Here is an 18069-nt window from a genome sequence, read left to right on the forward strand (position 1 = left end):
ACGCCTTGTCATCTACTCGGCCCCGCTGACCGTCCTGGCGCTCTTGATCGCCGTCAAACTGATCTCGGTTGGCGTGGCGGGGGTGGCGGCGCTTCCGGCGGCGCGTTGAGCGCACTTCTCTTAACCGCCAACCTGTTTGCCGCGTCGTCACGGATGGCGCGCCGTTGCGGGTCCGGGTCGGCGTTGCCGGAAAAGCAGCCGCCCGGCGCGGCGTCGACGGCGGCCAGCGCACTCGCGTAGCGTTCGTCGGCGCGTACGCGGTCCCCCGCCGCCGCTCGTCGCCGTCGCACCCGACGGCCGGGAGATCCCGCCACGACGGCTCGACCCGGCTAACGGCGATCCCCTCGACAAGTTGCAGCAGGTGCTGCAGGATGCGGCCGGCGCCGCGCCGCCGGGGGAGTCGCCGTAAGGGTGTGTCAGTGTCGTGGCATGAACGAACCGTGTCCCTGCGGCAGCGGCGAGACCTATCCCGCGTGTTGCGGGCCCTTGCATGACGGTGAGCTGCAGGCCCGAACGGCCGAGGCGTTGATGCGCTCGAGGTATTCGGCATTCGCGCGCGGCCACGCCGACTACCTCTTTCGCACCTGGCATCCGCGTACCCGGCCACCCGAGGTGACCGTTGACCCCAGCATCACCTGGACCGGCCTAGAGGTAAGCGACACCGTCGCGGGCGGGGCCGACGACAATGCCGGGGAGGTGGAATTCACCGCCCGCTACGAATCCGCCGGCCGCGGCGGTATTTTGCACGAGCGCAGCCGCTTCGAGCGCCGCGCCGGCCGATGGTTCTATCTCGACGCCGTCGCGAAACGGTCTCTCTGATTTGGAGCGAGTGACGGGATTTGAACCCGTGTGTACGGCTTTGCAGGCCGCTGCCTAACCACTCAGCCACACCCGCACAGGTCGCAACGATGCCAGCGCACGCGGCTGTTGCCCAGAGTTTGCCTCGGCGCGATCATTTCGTTGAGCCGGCGGCGGCCCAAGGACGCCCGCGAGCGTAAGTCCACTGCGAAAAACCAAGCCAATTTCCACGGTGCGCTTACGCTCGCGCTAGCGCCCGCCCTGCCTGCGCGGCCCGTCCGCGCTCGCACCCGCCGCAGCGGTTCGTCAGGCGTTTTGCTCCAAGTGTTCGGCGGTCGTTGAGCTACGACGGGCCTCCTGCGGATAAACTTGCGGTGTCGGAGTTTTAGGTGGTGGCGTGAAAGTCGTTGGTGCGCAATGATCGACTCTGGTGGCGACGCCGATCTGGCCGCGCTGGAAGTCATGCGGTCCGACGAGGATGCAGCCGCGGGTTTTCGGGACTGGCTGGCCGCCGCACAGCGGGCCGGTCAAAGAGTGCTGAGGGAGCCAGACGGCACATACGTGCTATGGCGGCGCGACGACGTCCTCGCCGCCATACGCGATGGCGAGACTTTCGCCAGCCGCCAGGGCGAACTGATGCCCGGCAACCCGCCCTTCGGGCCTTACCGGAAAATAATGGTCGAGCTGTTGTTCACGCCGGGGAATTCGCGGGACATGCTGAGGCCCGTGCGGGGGATCATCGAAAGAATCGTCGGCGCCGTAGCGGCGAGACGGGACAGCTGCGATGGTGCGGGTGTCGCTGACGTTGTCTGGCGCGCAGCATTCGTCACGATCTGCGGGCTGCCTACAGACCTCGCTCCCGACGCGGTCAACGTGGAACTGGTGGGGGCGATCCGCCGAGCGCCACAGGGCGGCCCCGATGTGATCAGCCTTCTCGCCACCGAACCGCTCACCGACCTAGAAGTACTGGGAGTGATGGGATCGGTGGGCCGCGGGGTGATTTTTGCGTCACTAGCCATCAAGGCCGGATTGGCGGTGCTGGCGCGGCAGCCGATACTTCAGCGGGAGCTACGCGAAAACCCAGATCGGCAAGGCAGGTTCATCGAGGAGCTGCTGCGGTTGGATGGTGGGGCGAAGACCGTCTCACGAATCACCAGTCGCAGCATTACAATCGGCGACACGACGATCCCAGCCGCGTCCCCCGTCGAGTTGTGTGTCGGGCTGGTTCACCGTGACGAGACCGACGACATGTCGGGTCACAGCATCAAACTGAATGGTCCGCAACGTCATTGGAGTTTTGGGGGAGGCCCGCACCGTTGTCCTGCGTCGCATCTGGCCCGGGATCTGCTGAGCGCGTTCTTTGAGGTGTGGCTTGCCGAGGTCCCGTTTTTCTGGTTCGACTGGAACGGTGGCGATGTCCCCAGAGCGTGGCATCCCAAAGCCTACAGCGCTCGGCCAGCAGTGATTTTCGACGATTGGTTTCCGGTGCACGTGCCGCTCAGGTGGCGACCAGACCGGTGAGTACGGAGGGATCGGGCTTGGCGCGCAAGACGCCGCGAGCGTAAGTCCACTGCGAAAAACCAAGCCAGTTTCCGTCGTGTGCTTACGCTCGCGACTCGATGAAGGCCGGTCAGAGGCCGATGTAGACGGCCTTGGTGTTGAAGTAGGCCTCGATACCCTTGCGGCCACGCTCGCCGCCCCAGCCCGACTGCTTGTGGCCGCTGATCGGCATCGACGGGTCCGCCGCGAGGGAGGAGTTCACCCAGATCTGGCCCGCGCGAAGCTCATTCACGACGCGGTGGGCGCGGGAGAGGTTCTCGGTCCAAATCGAACCGGCCAACCCGTAGTGCGTGTCGTTCGCGGCGGCGATCACCTCGTCCTCGTCGTCGAACGGGATCACACAGCCCACCGGCCCAAAGATCTCTTCCTTGATCAGGCGCATGTCGGGTGTGGTGTTGGTGATGATCGTCGCCTCGTAGAAGTAGCCCTTGCGGTCCATCGGCTTGCCGCCGGTAATCACCTGCGCGCCACCGGCCACGCCGTCGTTGACGATGCCTTCGACCCGCTTGCGTTGTTTGTCGCTGATCAACGGGCCCAACACGGAGTCCGGATCATCGCTGCCGCCCATCGGCAGCATCTGGGCGAATCCCGCGAGGCCCTCGACCACCTTGTCGTAGATGCCGCGCTGGACGTAAATGCGCGAGGTGCACGAGCAGTTCTGCCCGGAGCCGGCGAGCAGGCCCATGCCAGCGCCCATGATGGCCTTGTCGAGGTTGGCGTCGTCGAACATGATCAGCGGCGACTTGCCGCCGAGCTCGAGGGTGAGCCGCTTGAGGTTCCCCGCCGCCGCCTTCACGATCAGCCGACCGACCTCCGTCGACCCGGTGAACGAGATCTTGTCGACGTCCGGGTGCGCGGTGAGCGCGGCGCCGGTGGTCTCGCCGTAACCGGTGATGACGTTGAGAACGCCGTCGGGCAGACCCGCCTCGCGGAAGATCTCCTCCAGTTTCAGCGCGGTCAGCGGCGTCTCCTCGGCGGGCTTGAGGACCGCGCTGCATCCCGCCGCCAGCGCCGGCGCGACCTTGAGCATCGCGACGAAAAACGGTCCGTTCCAAGGGATGATGAGGCCGACGACGCCGACGGGCTCGAGCTGGGTGAAGGTGTGGTAGGTCTCCCAGGTGCCGAGCAGGCCGTCAGAGACGAGATTGGCCGACTCGCCGTGGATCTTGCCGACCCAGCCGGCGTAGTACTTCAGCATGTCTACCGAGACCGGGATGATGTGGCCCGCGGCCGTCAGGTTCATCCCGTTGTCCTGCGACTCGAGCGCGGCCAGCTCGTCTTTGCGTTCCTCGATGATGCGCGCCGCGCGGAAGAGCACGTTGGCGCGGTGCGATGCGGGCGCCTTGCGCCACACCCCCGACTCGAAGGTCTCGCGTGCCCGGGCCACGGCCGCGTCGACGGCCGCCTGGTCGGAATCGGGGACCTCCGCGATCTGCTCCTCGGTGGACGGGTTGAAGACCGCAATGGTGTTACTCAATGTTCCTCATAGCCCTTCACTCGCGGGGAATGCTGTCGTCGCCCGACAGAGGTTACGCGCTTAACCAAGGGGTGTCCAGTACGCATCGAAGACCGCGGCGAGCCTGCAACCTAGGTGGATTCCGCTGGTCACCGCCATGACGAACAGGAACCGAGGCCCGCGGGGCGCGACTTTGACCCCTGCCCGAACCCCCGCCTGGACGGCTAGATTGACCCCTATGCGGGTTGTTCGTCTGTTCGGCGCGGTCCTGACGATCCTCGTAGCGGGGCTGCTCTGGGCAACCCCGGCCGGGGCGCAGCCCCCGTTCAAGCTCACCGACCACATCACCGACAGCACCGGCGTGCTGACGGCTTCCGACCGGGCAGCGGTCAGCGAAGCGCTCGACCGGCTCTACCGCGATCGGCACATTCAACTGTGGGTCGTCTACGTCGACAACTTCAACAGGTTCAAACCCGACAACTGGGCCGATAAGACACGCAGCGCCAGCGGGATCGGCGACCACGACGCGTTGCTGGCCGTCGCCACCAACACCAAGCTGTACGCGTTCAGCGTGCCCCCACAGGTGCCGGGCCTGACACCGGCAGAGTTGAACAGCTTGCGCAGCAACCAGATTGAACCCGTGCTCGGCGCCAAGAACTGGGGTGGTGTGGCGGTCGCGGCGGCCGACGGGCTGGACAAATCGGCCAGCTCGCCCAAGGCGGCTGGCTCGTCAAAGTCGAGCTGGCTGCCGATCGCGATCGGCGTCATCGCCGTCGTGGTCTTCCTGCTGCTGTTGCTTCTGCTGTTTCGCGCACGCCGCCGCCGGCGCGCGAGCACTACCGGTGGACAGGTGGCCGTGGACGGCGGCGATCCTCCGTTGCAGCAGGCGTTGTCGACCGCCGACGCCAGGGTGCGCCAGATCTCTGACTATGCCGCCAGGCATCGCGCCACCATCGGATCCGAGGCCCAGGCCAGGCTCGACGACGCGAAACGGCACCTGGCAGCGGCGCGCGACAAGGAAGCGGGCAACCAGGACGAAGCGATTGCGTACGCCAACCGGGCATCGACGCTGGCCGCACAGGCGCAAACGCTGGCCAATGCCGATGTGCTCGCCGCGCACCGCACGCCGCGACGACGCGGCAACGCGTCGGCCCGGTGATCGCCGAAAGAGAGCCGCGTAGCTATCGATAGCTTGCACGCAGCAGCGCCACCGCCTGTTCGACGGTGTCCTCGATATTTCGCGTCGCGTCGACGCGGAGCAAGCACGGACTGTTGCTCGTCGGGAGGCGTGAAAGCGGCTCGCAGCTCAGGCCACAACTCGATGCGCGCATCCGAGACGACGCCTCGCTCGGTGGCGCGTCGCTCGAGACGCGCCATCAGCGTGGCGTCGTCCGCGTCGCACAGGACCACGTGAAGATCGGCGCCGAGTCGATGCGCAACCTTTTGCATCTGGGCCCGCTCGGCGGGGTTGCCGAACGTGGCGTCGACGACCACGCCGCGGCCGCGGCGTAACCAGCGGCCCGCGTCGCGGCGCAGCGCAGCGTATGTAGTCCGCGTCGTTGCGGGGTCGTAGAGACCGGAGCCGAACGCATCGGTGCCACGCCGGGTGGGTTCGATTCCCGCCATCCTCTTGCGCGCCACGTCCGACGAGAGGTGCACCAGCCCGAATCGGCCGGCGAGAGAGCGCGCCAATGTCGTTTTGCCGCTTGCCGGAAGGCCCATGGTGACCACCATCGGTGGTCGTGGCAGGCCACCCGCATGCGCCCAGGCCAGGTCGAAGTAGGCCCGCGACTCCGCGATGAGTTGATGCCCTTCACCATCGGGAGTCTGTTCGGTTTGGGCCAGCCGTAGGCTGCGGACCTTGCCGCGAACGTAGGCGCGATAGCACGTGTAGAAGTCGAGCAGGCTGGGCAAGCCATCGTCGCCGCTGGCCCGGACATAGGAGTCGACGAAGGCCCAGGCCAGGTCCGCGCGTCCGTGATACTCGAAATCCATGGCCAGAAACGCCACCTCCGAGGCCAGGTCGGCGCACCGATAGCGCGGCGCGAACTGCAAGCTGTCGAACAGCAGGATCTGGCCGTTGTCGATGCAGATGCTGGCGGCGTGCAGGTCACCATGCCCATCCCGGACGTGACCTTCCGTGACCCGTTGTCGAAGCAACGGCGCGTTGCTGCGCACGAACTGGTCCACGTACGTGCGGATGTCCTCGTTGACGTCGCGCGAGATGGTTCGGCCGATGAAAGGTGCCATCTGGTCGAAGTTTTCCCGCCAATTCGCTATCACGCTGGGCGCGCTGCCGTACTCATCGATGTCCGGGCCGGTCTCGGCCCTGTCGTGAAGCTTGGCCAGGGTGCGACCAATTCGACGCGCGAGACGGATGTCAACGTCACCGCGCGCGAGCTTGGCGGGCAGCATGCCCTCCTCCGGTAGGCGCCGCATCCACACGGCCGGCTCGCCCGACCCCGGTTCACCGCCGATGCGGTAGTGGCCTTTTCGCTCGGCGACCTCGACGACTCCCAGATACATCTGCGGGCTGAACCGCCGATTGAGGCGCAGCTCCTCTGCGCAGTCGGCGCGGCGGCGCTCGACGGTGGTGAAGTCCAGGAAGCCGAGGTTCACCGGCTTCTTGAGCTTGTAGGCGTAACTGCCGGCGAGCAGGACCCACGAGCTGTGCGTTTCGTGGAGACGCACATCGTCGGCCGGCGGGTCGTAGGCATCGGGTCGCAGCAGATCGGCGACGATCCGCGGGTGGCCGTCGGGTCCGGTCGGGTCGAAGGCGTGCGTCATGGTCTCGCCGAACGATTGCAGGCGCTCTGCCCGCCCGTCAAGGGCTTTCGTATCCTGGCCGGACGTCGGCGGGCACCAGCGAGTGCGTGACGTCCACGCCGTCGAAGGTGACTGTGTGGGCGGCATGCCGCAGGGGCTCGATGGTGCCGCCCTGGTGCACGACAGCGCCGCCGCCGGTGGGGATTCCGAGGCCGGTCACCGATCCGTCGAGCAGCTGAATTGTTCGCGAGAGTCGCGTCCATTTGGCCCGCTCGTCGTGCGCGTCGATGATCATCGGCACCAGATTGAACAGGGTGAGCAGCTCGGTCGCGGAAGTTTCTGGTGCGTCGGCTAGTTCGTGGCGTCCGAGCTGGACGGCACCGGCCGAGACACCAACGAGGACAGCTCCTTTGGCGTACCGGTCCAGAATCACGTCCTTCATGCGCGTTTTCTCGAACGTAGTCCAGCCACGACGCACATCGCCGCCGGCGAGGACGATCAACTGTGCTCGCTCCAGGAAGGCGCGGTCGTGAGGTCCGAAGGACGAACGGACCATCCGGCGGTCGGTGAGGCCCATGGCATCCATTGCGGCTTCGAAGATTTCGTAGAACTCCAGACGATCGCCGTTGGAGGCGCCGACGTAGGCGGCGCTCGGCGGCTCGTCGCGTGCCAATCCATCGAGCGCTTCTTCGAGAAGGAGCCGGTCGTGACGCTTCCAGAACAGCAGCTGGCTGTCCGCCAGCAAGTAGAGCGGTTGACGTTGCGGCGCCGTCACTTCGGCTGGTCTTTGCCGGTGAGCTCGTCGAAGCGCGCCAGCGCGGCGTCGAGGTCCGCCTCGTCGAATACCTCGCAGCGGTTGATCCGGTCGCCGTCGAGAGTAAAAAGACTTATCTCGAGCCACTCGGCATCGAAGCCGTCCGGTGACGTCCCATGCGTCGACTGGGTGACGACAGCTCCGAGATCGCTCAGCCGATGCACCGCATAGACGTAGATCTTCGCCTGCGGCGCCACCTGCCACGTGGCATGGATGTATGGAACGAGGTCACCCGGCGAAAACGCTCGACCCCGCCGGTGGTCTAGGTTCACCCAGTCTGGCGTCGTCAATGGAAGCTTGTGTTCGTTGAACGCGGCGAAATCTCGCAACAGTGTCGACCACGTACGCCCATGGGCGGCTGTTTCGATTGCTAGATAACGCGTTTCGAGTTCTTCGAAAGCGCGGTCGATGTCGTCGACATCGAAGAATACGTGTGCCGCAATCCGCCCGGCGGAGTCGACCTCGGTGACTCCCAAAATCTCGACCACAAATTCCCCCGGTTGTAAGCCGTGGTCAAAGGAACGCACACGAATGAGGGCGAGGCGCTCGCCGCGTGTCGCAATGACCGTCAGAGCTACCCGCGCGAGGCCCTCTTCTAAAGCTTGCATGTTTTTCAGCATGGCATCGCGACCGTCCCAGAACCCGACATTCACCACTCTCCGGTGATCCTCGACGAAGCTGTTGTCGGCCAAAATCTCGGCTGCAGCGGCCCAATCGCGGGCCGCCGAGTGCGCAAAGAGAAGGTATTCCGCCCGGCTTGCCGCATTCTCCAGTCGCTGCGTGGGACGGTGCAGCTCATCGAACTTCGCGAGCGCTTTATCGAGGTCTGCCTCGTCGAAGACTTCGATGCGGCTAAGCAGGTCGCCCTCGACCGCAATCACGTAGGTCAACCGCAATTCCGCGTCGAAACCCTCTTGCGAGCGCAATCTCAGCACTTGGGTGGTGACCGCTCCGACGCCGCTGAGCTGATGCACGGCTTCGATGTAGGCGTTGGCTTCCGAGGTGAGGTCCCACATGGCACCAACTGATGTGGCCAGCTCAACATCGTCGATCGATACGAGCGGTCGATGATCGATGTAAACCGGGTCCGGCGTCGTCGCGGGAAGCTCGTGGCGATTGAATCGGGCGTTGGCGCCGATCACCACCGACCACGGATCGGCGTGATTGGCTGCTTCCCCGGCAAGGTAACGGCTTTCGAGCTCCGCGAAGGCGGCGTCGATATCTTCGAGATCGAAAATGACGTCCGCCGCAACGCGCCTGTCGAAATCGAGCTCGACAATGTTCAGTGCGTCGTTTGCAATCGCTTCCGGGTCGCGGCCCGAAACGCGAACACGGAGCAGCGCGAGGCGTGCGCCACGAGTCGCTATGACGCTCGGCATCGTCAAGGTGAACCCGACCTCAGCGAGCGCCCTCGTGCTTTCGATATTGGCTTTCCGGCCGCTGATAACCCCGGCATTCACTACTCGCCGACGGTCGTCGACGGAGATGTTTTCGGCGGTTAGCTCGGCGAGGGCGTCCCAGTCACGGGCATCCAGATGCTCACAAATGCGCTCGTACGCTTGGCTTGCCGGGTTTTTCAGAGCCGGCCGACTGAGCTGATCGAACCTTGCGATCGCGGCGTCGATGTCTGCCTCGTCGTATACCTCGACGCGGTTCATCAGGTCGCCTTCGACTGTCCCGACGTTGATCGTCCGCCACTCGGCCTCAAATCCGTCTTGCGAGGCTCCGCGGGCAACATGGGTAATGACCGCTCCTGTGTCGCTGAGCTGGTGCACAGCCTCGATGTAGACACTGATGTCCGGCATGAGGTCCCAAACGGCCGGAAGATACGCATCTAGCTTCTCAGGCTCGGTCGTTAAGACCGCTCGATGGTCGACGAACACTGAATTCGCAGTCATGCCGGGGATTTCGTGCCGGTTGGCCCTGTCATAAGCTCGTGCGACGGCTGACCATGTGTGCGCGTGCGCGGACGCTTCTCCTGCCAGGTAACGGGTTTCAAGCTCTTCGAAGGCTCCGTCAACGTCTTCGGGGTCAAATACGACAGTAGCCGCACATCGGCTGTCGTCGTTGACCTGTACGACGGAAAGCGCGGCAGCCTGCGATGCCGTGGGTAGCGAATCTTGGCTTGCAAAGGTGAAACGCAGGATTGCGAGGCACTCTCCACGAGTCGCAACGGTGGTCGCCCGGACATCGGACTTCCAAACTTCGGCGGTGGCGCGCCAATTCGCCATCTCAACGTCTCGACCGCGGCGGATTCCGGCGTTTATGCCTCGACGACGGTCGTCCGACAAGAACGCTTCATCGACCAGGCCCGCCATCGCCTCCCAGTCGCGAGCGGCGAAGTACGCCAGGAATTGCCCGACCGTCAAGGTCGCCCTGTTCTCCAATCGCGGTGCCGGCCGGCTGAGTTCCTTCAACCGCGCGATGGCGGCTTCCGTGTCTGTCTCGTCGAAGACTTCGCAACGGGTGAGTCGACCATCATCGACGAGGTGAAGCATCACCATGCGCCATTCGACTCCCACGCCGTCCGGCGAGGACCCGTGTGCATAGTTGGTGATCACCGCTCCACGACTGTTGATTTCGTGCACGGCTTCGATATGGACCTTGAAGTCAGGCGTGAGATCAAAGAGCGTGTGGACGGCCGAAGTCATATCGCTGGCGGTGAACGGCGTGCCCCGGCGGTGGTCGACCGTCACCCAATCCTCTGGGGGATACTCATGCCGGTTGAACATCGCGTGCACGCCGGCGACCGCTGCCCACGTGTCTGCGTGAGCGGCCGCTTCGCCTGCGACGTAACGGGCATCGAGCTCTTTGAACGCAGCCTCAATATCGTCAAGATCGAACACGAGGCGCGCCACGGCCTGACCTTCGGCGTCGAGCTCGATGATGTCGAGACCCACCACGGAGAACCCCTCGTGCCCGGGGTCCGGGCCCGAGATCTGCACACGACTGAGGACAAGGCGCGCTCCTCGAGTCGCGATTACCTCCGTCATCAGGTCAATGTCGAGCTCGGCCAGCGCCGAAACCTCGTCCATCACAGCACTTTTGCCCGGGCGGACGCCGGAATTGACCACTCGGCGTCGGTCTTCGGTGCAAACGTTGTCGGCGAACATCTTGGCAATTGTTTGCAAGTCGCGTTCCGCATAGCACGCCTTGAATCGCTCGTACAGCCGGCTTGCCGCATTCTCCGGTCGCCGGGCCGCCGCCTGAATCGCGTCGAAGCGGGCAAGGGCCTCCTCGAGGTCTGCCTCGTCGAAAAGCTCGGTGCGGCTGATTCGGTCGCCGTCGAACAACACAACGTCGACTACCTGCCACTCGGCGTCGAAACCCGCCGGGGAGGTCCCGATTGCCACGTGGGTGACCACGGCGCCACGACCGCTCAGCCGGTGCACAGCCGCGATGTAGATGCGGGCCCGCGGCGAAAGTTCCCACGTCGCATGGAGAAACGCCTCCAGGTCGCCCGCACCGATCGGTGCGAGTCGCCGGTGGTCGATGTTTACCCAATCAGGTGTCGTCGCCGGTATCTCCCGGCGGCTGAGTGCCGCGAAAGCCTCTGTCATGAGCGACCAGGTGCGGGAGTTGGAGGAGGCCTCGCCGGCCAGGTAACGCGAATCGAGTTCGGCGACAGCGGCGTCGAAGTCGTCGCCATCGAACACGACGCGTGCCAAGACCCGGTTTTCGGCATCGATCTCGATGAGACCGAGCACCTCGCTGTGAAATGCGGCGGGTCCTTGCTCGGGGCCAAAGAACCGAGTACGACCGAGGAAGAGGCGCTCGCCCCGCGTGGCGATGACGTCTGAAACTATCTTCTGGATGCCGACGTCAGCCCACGCCCGCATATTGTCGATATCGACCTCTCGACCCAGTTGGACTCCCGCGCCCACCACGCGACGACGATCGTCACTAGTAAACCCGTCGGCCGTCATCTCCGCCATCGAATCCCAGTCGCGGGCCGCGAAGTACGCCAGGAATCGGTCGTCGATTTGGCTCGCTTTGTTTTGCAGTTGCCGCGGGCGTGGATGCAGCTGATCGAACCTCGCGATCGCGGCGCCCAGGTCTGCCTCATCGAAGATTTCCAAGCGGTTGACCAAATCACCTTCGATAGTAAGGACGCTGATCCCTCGCCACTCGGCTTCAAAACCTTCTCGCGAGGTTTCGTGCGTCACATTGGTAACCACAGCCCCTAGGTCGTCCAGTCGATGCACCGCCTCTATGGAGTTGCTCAGGTACGGCGTGGCGAGCCAATTGTTTAGTGATGCAGAGACATGGCCAGGGGCGAACGATATCCCTCGCCGATGATCGATGTTCACCCAATCTGCTGTCGTCGCTGGATGCTCACGCCGATTCAGCGCGGTGTAGGCCCCCTTGATTACAGACCACGCGCGCGCGTGGGCCATCGCCTCGCCAGCCATGTATCGGGCGTCGAGTTCGGCGACGGCGGCGTCGAAGTCTTCCATGTCGTATGAGACGACCCTGGCGATTCGGTCATCGGCGTCAACCTCGAAGACATTAAGGGCATCATTTTGGACCCCGCCGGGATCGGAGCCGGTGGCGCGACTCCGCGCGAGGACGAGACGTTCTCCACGGATCGCGATGGCGCTCACCATCGAGATCGTGAACCCGACTCCGGCGGCCGCCTGCAAGTCTCGGATCACATCGTCCCGACCGTGCTGGGTATCAGCACTGACGACCCGCCGATGGTCTATGCCGACATAGTCGTCAGCCACCGTTTGAGCCATGGCATCCCAGTCGCCAGCCGCGAAGTGCGACCAGACATGTTTGAATACGCGCGAGGCCGCATTCTCCAGCTCCGGCGTCAGCCGGCCGAGCTCCTCAAACCTGGTGATCGCGGCATCGATGTCCGCCTCGTCGAAGACCTCAGTCCGGTGAATCTCGTCATCCGCGACCGCAAAAACCGCGAGCCCGCGCCACTCCGCCCTCAAGCCCTCTGGCGAAAACTCCTGTGCCGCATAGGTGATGACCGTCCCGGCATCGCTCAGCCGATGCACTTGCTCGACATAGATATTGGTGTCCTGCCGAGAGTCCCACCCGGCGTTGATGTATGCGGATACATCGCCGGGCCCGAACGCCGTCTCGCGTCGATGGTCGACATTGACACAATCGGGCGAAGTAAGTGGCGGCTCATGCCGGTTGAGCGCGGCGTAACTACGCGCTACGGCCGACCACGTACGTGCACACGACGCCGCTTCGCCGGCCAGGTAGCGAGCTTCGAGTTCAGCCATGGCGGCGTCGAAGTTTTCCAGGTCGAACACCATGACCGCCTTGATCCGCTCGTCGGCGTCGATTTCGAGGAGGTTGAGCACATCAGTTTGGAACGCCGCAGAGTGCACGCGAGTGAGGGTGAGGCGCTCGCCGCGGGTCGCAACCGTGGTCGACGTTAGGTTGTCCGGAGCGATGTCGACGAGCACTCGCCAGTTGGCGACGTTGGCGTCACGGCCTTGGATGACCTCGGCGGCCACAACGCGACGTCGGTCATAGGTTGAAACGTCTTCGGCGTAAAACTCTGCAATAGCGGGCCAGTCGCCAGCCGCCAAGTGGTTAAGGAAATGCTCGACCACGCGGGTCGCAGCGTTCTCCAGCCGTCGCGCGCGCCGGTCGAGCTCCTCAAACCTTGCGATCGCGGCACCGAGGTCTGTCTCGTCGAAGAGCTCCGAGCGGTCTATCAGGTCGCCTTTCACCGTCGAAACGCCGACCTCCCGCCATTCGGCGTCGAAGCCCTCGCGCGAGATCCCTTGGTACACGCGCGTGACGACCGCTCCCAAGGCGGTCAGTCGATGCACAGCCTCGATGTAGATGTTGACGCCCGGCGTCAGTAGGTCCCACGTGACTTTGAGGTACGCCGCAAGGTCGCCCGGCGCAAATGCTCTCGCTCTCCGGTGGTCGAGGTTGACCCAGTCAGGCGTCGTGGGCGGTGGTTCGCGTCGGTTAACCGCGGCGTACGCCCGCGTGATGATCGACCAAGTCCGCGCGTGCGGCGCGGCTTCGCCCGCGAGGTACCGGCGGTCGAGCTCAGCGATAGCGGCGTCGAAGTCGTTGAGGTCGAATGCGGCCATTGCCGCAATCTGCTCTGTGGTGTCGATTTCGACTATTTGTAGGAAATCGACGCGGAACGCGCCCGGTTCCAGGCCGCTTCGCGAGTAGCGGGCACGAACGAGGGCGAGGCGTCCTCCACGCGTTGCGACGGTGTCGGACGTTGCGTCCGTCACCTCAATGTCGGCGGCCGACCGATAGTCTTCGATCGCAGCACCCGGGCCGCGTCGAATCCCCGCGCCTACCACCGAACGACGATCGTCGCCGTAGTAGTCCTCAGTGAGGAGCTCGGTTATCGCATCCCAGTCGCGGGCCGCGAAATACGCATGCAGGCGTTCGTATGCCCGCGTGGCGGCATTCGCCAGCGGCGCTCGAGAAGGTATCTCCTCAGGTCGGGCGTATGCATTAGTAAGTTCCGCCATCGCGGCGTCCATGTCTTCGACGTCGAACCAGACCTGCAGGCAGATCTGGCCATCTTCGTCGATGCCATAAAGCAGGACGAATTCGTCCTGCGGCGCCCCAGGGGTCGCGTCGTCCGCGCCTATCACCAGTCGAGCGAGCGCTAGACGCTCACCTCGGACGGCGACAATCCTTTGGCTGAGCCGCATAGGGACTGTCTCTAAAACCCGCCTGTTCACACGTGGAAATTCGCCCGGTGGGACGTCTAATTGTCCAAAGCCGACTATCTTGCGGCGGCTCTCGATCAATCCGTCTGGCGCGAACAGCTGCTCGAATTCGTCCCAAGCCTCACGATTTATGGCGGCCACCACGCGTTCGCCGACTCGGACGCACGCATTGTCGAGTTCGACAACTGGCGCTTCGGGCGGAGCCGGTGCGGGCGGAACGGCATTTTCGCCGAGAACGGCCCGCGCCATGTCCGCAAGCGCCGCAGCGCCTTTGCGTTCGTATAAATCGACCGCTTGCCCTGCGGCGGTTCGTGCCGCCGCCATGTCGCCACCACGCCCCAGAACCGTTGCCAGCGTCAGGCACGCGTCACCGTGATCGACCAGGGCGTCGGTGCGCTCGGCCAAAGTCACCGCGGCCTCGGCGACCTGGCGGGCCGCATCGTAGTCGTCGCCGCGGGCCAGCAAGTGTGCCCGCAGCGTGCGCCACGCGATCGACGCCTTCAGCGCGTGCCCGGCCAAACGCTCACTTTCCGTGCACAATTCGGCGGCCTCAGACTCGCGGTCGAGGGCAAGGCATGCGCGGCCCAGCAGTGCCGCGGTCTCGGCGGTGTCGGCGTCCAGCCCCATACGACGAAAACCGTTGTAGGCCTTGCGTAGATGAGTCTCCGCCGCGGCTGGGTCATTGCCGATGAGTTCGACGATGCCGGCAAACTGCTCGACTTCCAGCAGCGCGTGGCGCAGGCCGAGCTCGGTGACCGTGCGCCGGGCCGAATCGATCATCCGCCGGGCCGCGGCCGTACGGCCGCGGAACGCCTCGAGCACGGCCTGGCATCGCGTGGAGGTCGCCTCGACGGCGGGGGAGTCGGTCGTGATCCGAAGCAGCCGAACCACATCCAGGCACCGGCCGCCCGCGCGCGGAACCGGATTAGGGCCCCACAGCGCCGCCAGGGGTGCGCCCGCCAAGACCGCGTTCACCCGGCGATGTTCGCGGGCCCGCCGCGCCGCGGTCAGGGCGTCATCGAGGGCAACTTCGCAGTCACCGATGCGGCCAAGACGGGCGAGGCACCCGGCGCGCACGGTGTGCGCCTTGGCTTCTCCAGCGGGGTCGTCCAGTTCGGCGAGTTTGGCGGCGGCCGCGCCCAACGCGGTTTCGACCTCGTCGAGCCGTTCGGGGTGAATTAACATGGTCAGCTGACCATCGAAACATGTCGCCCACGCCGCTAGCCGGGCCGAATCCACTGTCGCGGCTTGCAATTGAGAGACCGCACCGGCCGCGGAGGCCACGTCACCGGCGGCCAGCAGAGCCTCGCAACGCGCGACCAATAGCTCAACGGTCTGGTCGTCGCGGTCGGGGAGCTCGTCGTCGATCTCCTCCAGCGCGTGCAGGGCGCGGTGGTAAAGGTCAGCGGCGCCCTCGTAGGCGAGTCGTGCCATCGCCTGATCTGCGGCACGCCGACAGTAGAACACCGCCTTGGCCGCGTTCCCCGCCCACGCACACTCGAAATAGTGATGAGCCAGTTCGGCCAGCAGCTCGTCCTCGGCGCCCGGCGACGTCTCCAAGGTGGTGGCGATGCGCTGGTGCAATCGCATGCGCCGCACCGACGCCAGCTCGGCAAGCAGAGACTGCCGGACGATGGCGTGGTTGAACCGGTAGAACCCGCCGGGCTCTTCGATGACGATGCCCGCTTGACGCGCCTCGTCGAACGCGTCGACGAGGTCGGTGCCGACCACCTGTTCGACCAGCTCCACAGCAAAGCGGCTGCCGATCACCGCGGCGGCGGCAAGGGCTTTGTTGGTCTCGACCGGCAGCCGAGAAAGCCTGCGGCTCACTGCTTCCCGTACACCCTGGGGCAGGGTGCTCTGGTCCCACACGCCGCCACTCTCATCGACGTGACGCAGGGCCTCGATGAGGAAGAAGGGGTTGCCGCCGGTAACCGAGGCCAGCGCGTGGGCGAGTTCCTCATCGTCGTAGCCCGCCTCGGCGACGTAGGTGGTCACGTCGTCCTCGTCGAGGCCGCCGAGGTTGAGCCGATTGGCAGTGCCATCTCGGTGTAGGTCGGCGAGCGTCGCCGCCAGAGGGTGGGCCCGGTCGAGGTCGGTGCTGCGGTAGGTACCGACGATTTGGACGCGGGCGTGGTCGCCGAAGCGCAGCAGATGCCGCAGGAGCAGCAGTGTCGGTTTGGCCGCCCAGTGCAGGTCGTCGAGAACCAGAAGGACCGGCGCGCTCGTCGACGCGGTTTCCAGCAGAGCGACGACGGCATCGAAAAGCGCGTAGCGCTCCGTGTCGGGATCCGAGTGGGCGGGGCGGACGAGATCGGGCACGACATCGGCCAGCCCGGGCACGAGTGACAGCAACGCCTCGACGCCGCGCAGCCCCCTCAGCCGGTCGGGTCCCATGCAGGGCACCAGCGAACGCAACGCTTCCGCGAACGGCTGATAGGGCGCGCCGAGGTCCTCGTCGCACCGGCCGTACAGCACGATCGCTCCGAGCTCGTACGCCCGCTGCGACCATTCGCCGGCCAGACGCGTCTTGCCGACACCGGGCTCGCCGGCGATCAGCACCGTGCGGACGCCGCCGGCCAGCGCGGTCTGCCATGCGGACAGCAGCCCCTCGAGTTCGCGGCCCCGGCCGACGAATGGCCCCGGACCGACGAGTACCGCCGGAAGGCCGGGACGCTCGAGGGGCGCCGCTTCGGCCCTATGCGATTCCGGTTGTTCCACACCGGTTTCCAGACGCAGTTCGAAGACATGCTCCGGGCGCGCGAGGTTTTTCAGCTGACGCATCCCCAGATCGGTGAGCAACACGTCGTCGGCCAACGTGTCGATGACGAGCTCGGCCGTCGCGCCGGAGCACAGGATCTGGCCACCCTCGGCCAATGACCGCAGCCGCGCGACCCGGTTGACGGCCCGGCCGAAGTAGTCGCCGTCGCGAAGCTCGACCTCGCCGGTGTGCAACGCCATCCGCACACGGATGGGATCGCGCGAGACCCACGGCTCATGCGCGATCGCGTCCTGCAGTTCCACGGCGGCGGAGGCGGCCGCGGAGGGCCGGTCGAACACCGAGAACGTCGCGTCCCCCTCGCCGCGCGTTTTGATCAGCCGTCCTCCCCGCGACGTGACGACTTGTTCCACGAGCTCGTCGTGGCGCGCGAGCGCCACCGCCATGGCGTCGGCGTCGGCCTCCCAGGCAGCCGTCGACCCCTCGATGTCGGTGAGCAGGAAGGTGACCGCGCGCGTCACCGACGGAGCATGTTGTGCCACAGCCACATCCAGCGACGCGTCCTGCGCGACGATCGCGGCCTCGAGTCGGCGGAGATTCGGGCCGGGATCCACCCCGAGTTCGTCGGCGAGCAGCGATCGCGCTCGCTGATAAGCGCCGAGGGCCTCGCCCTGCCGGCCGGCCCGGTAAAGGGCGAGCATCAGCTGACCCCATCGCCTTTCCCGCAGCGGGGCCTCAGCCACCGCCGCCTCGAGATCGCCGATGACTTCGGCGGCGCGGCCCGTGGCCAGCAGTGCGTCCGCGCGATCTTCGACCAGCGCGGCATGGCTCTCGATCCACCGCGTCTTTTCCGAAGTTCCGGGCCGGCCATCGGGAAGTTCGGGGATCCCGCGCCAAAGGGCAAGGGCCTCCTCGAACCGTGCCACCGCTTGGCTGGTGTCGCCAGCGGCGGCGGCGTCGCGCCCCAGCCGGGCCGCCGACTTGTAGCGCGAGGCGTCGATCTCGCTGTCGGCCAGAACCCAACCGGCCCCCTGGGTCAGGACAAAGCCGTCACCCAGGGCGCGGCGTAACGAGGAGATGTGGGTCTGCAGGGCCTTGGCCGCGGTGCGCGGCGGCTCCTCGCCCCAGAGCAGTTCGACGAGGGTGTCGGCCGGCACGACGGAGCCGCCGTGCAGTCCCAGCATCGTGAGGATGGCGCGCGGTTTCGCGCCCGGTATAGCGACGGGCGTCCCGTCTTGCCGGACCTGGAGAGGTCCCAACACCCCCAGTTCCACCGATG

6 protein-coding genes, 1 tRNA gene and 1 pseudogene are annotated in these 18069 nt (G+C 65.6%); 3 read left to right on the forward strand and 5 right to left on the reverse strand.

Features of this window, described 5'->3' with window-relative positions; all coding sequences use genetic code 11:
• The first annotated feature begins 429 nt into the window (after positions 1-429).
• Positions 430-819, forward strand: coding sequence for a YchJ family protein (locus A5624_RS19295; RefSeq protein WP_066869503.1), 390 nt, complete (start codon positions 430-432; stop codon positions 817-819).
• Between the two features lie 2 nt (positions 820-821).
• Here the strand turns inward: A5624_RS19295 and A5624_RS19300 are convergent.
• Positions 822-895 (reverse strand) — tRNA-Cys (locus A5624_RS19300).
• A gap of 320 nt (positions 896-1215) precedes the next feature.
• Between A5624_RS19300 and A5624_RS19305 the strand changes: the two genes are divergently transcribed.
• On the forward strand, positions 1216-2319 hold the full coding sequence (locus tag A5624_RS19305; protein ID WP_066869507.1) for a cytochrome P450: 1104 nt from the start codon (positions 1216-1218) through the stop codon (positions 2317-2319).
• A 109-nt stretch (positions 2320-2428) separates the two neighbouring features.
• On the opposite strand, the gene A5624_RS19310 is transcribed toward A5624_RS19305, so the two are convergent.
• On the reverse strand, positions 2429-3835 hold the full coding sequence (locus tag A5624_RS19310; protein ID WP_066869510.1) for an aldehyde dehydrogenase family protein: 1407 nt from the start codon (positions 3833-3835) through the stop codon (positions 2429-2431).
• 217 nt (positions 3836-4052) lie between these two features.
• On the opposite strand from A5624_RS19310, the gene A5624_RS19315 reads away from it, so the two are divergent.
• Positions 4053-4973, forward strand: coding sequence for a YgcG family protein (locus A5624_RS19315; RefSeq protein WP_066869513.1), 921 nt, complete (start codon positions 4053-4055; stop codon positions 4971-4973).
• Positions 4974-5155: 182 nt separating this feature from the next.
• Here the strand turns inward: A5624_RS19315 and A5624_RS29565 are convergent.
• The 3 genes and pseudogenes from A5624_RS29565 to A5624_RS19330 form a co-directional block, all read right to left on the reverse strand.
• Positions 5156-6727 (reverse strand): annotated as a pseudogene (locus A5624_RS29565) (AAA family ATPase); the annotation flags it as partial.
• A complete protein-coding gene (locus tag A5624_RS19325) occupies positions 6639-7355 on the reverse strand; it encodes a Type 1 glutamine amidotransferase-like domain-containing protein (protein WP_066869517.1) in 717 nt (238 codons plus the stop codon). The pseudogene A5624_RS29565 and the gene A5624_RS19325, both read right to left, overlap by 89 nt.
• Positions 7352-18064 carry a BTAD domain-containing putative transcriptional regulator gene (locus tag A5624_RS19330; protein ID WP_082990612.1) on the reverse strand — a complete coding sequence of 3571 codons (10713 nt, stop codon included), beginning with the start codon at positions 18062-18064 and terminating at the stop codon, positions 7352-7354. Before A5624_RS19330 ends, A5624_RS19325 begins: the two co-directional genes overlap by 4 nt.
• Positions 18065-18069 lie beyond the last annotated feature (5 nt).

This window comes from Mycobacterium sp. 1482292.6 (assembly GCF_001672995.1).
Lineage (GTDB): Bacteria > Actinomycetota > Actinomycetes > Mycobacteriales > Mycobacteriaceae > Mycobacterium > Mycobacterium europaeum_A.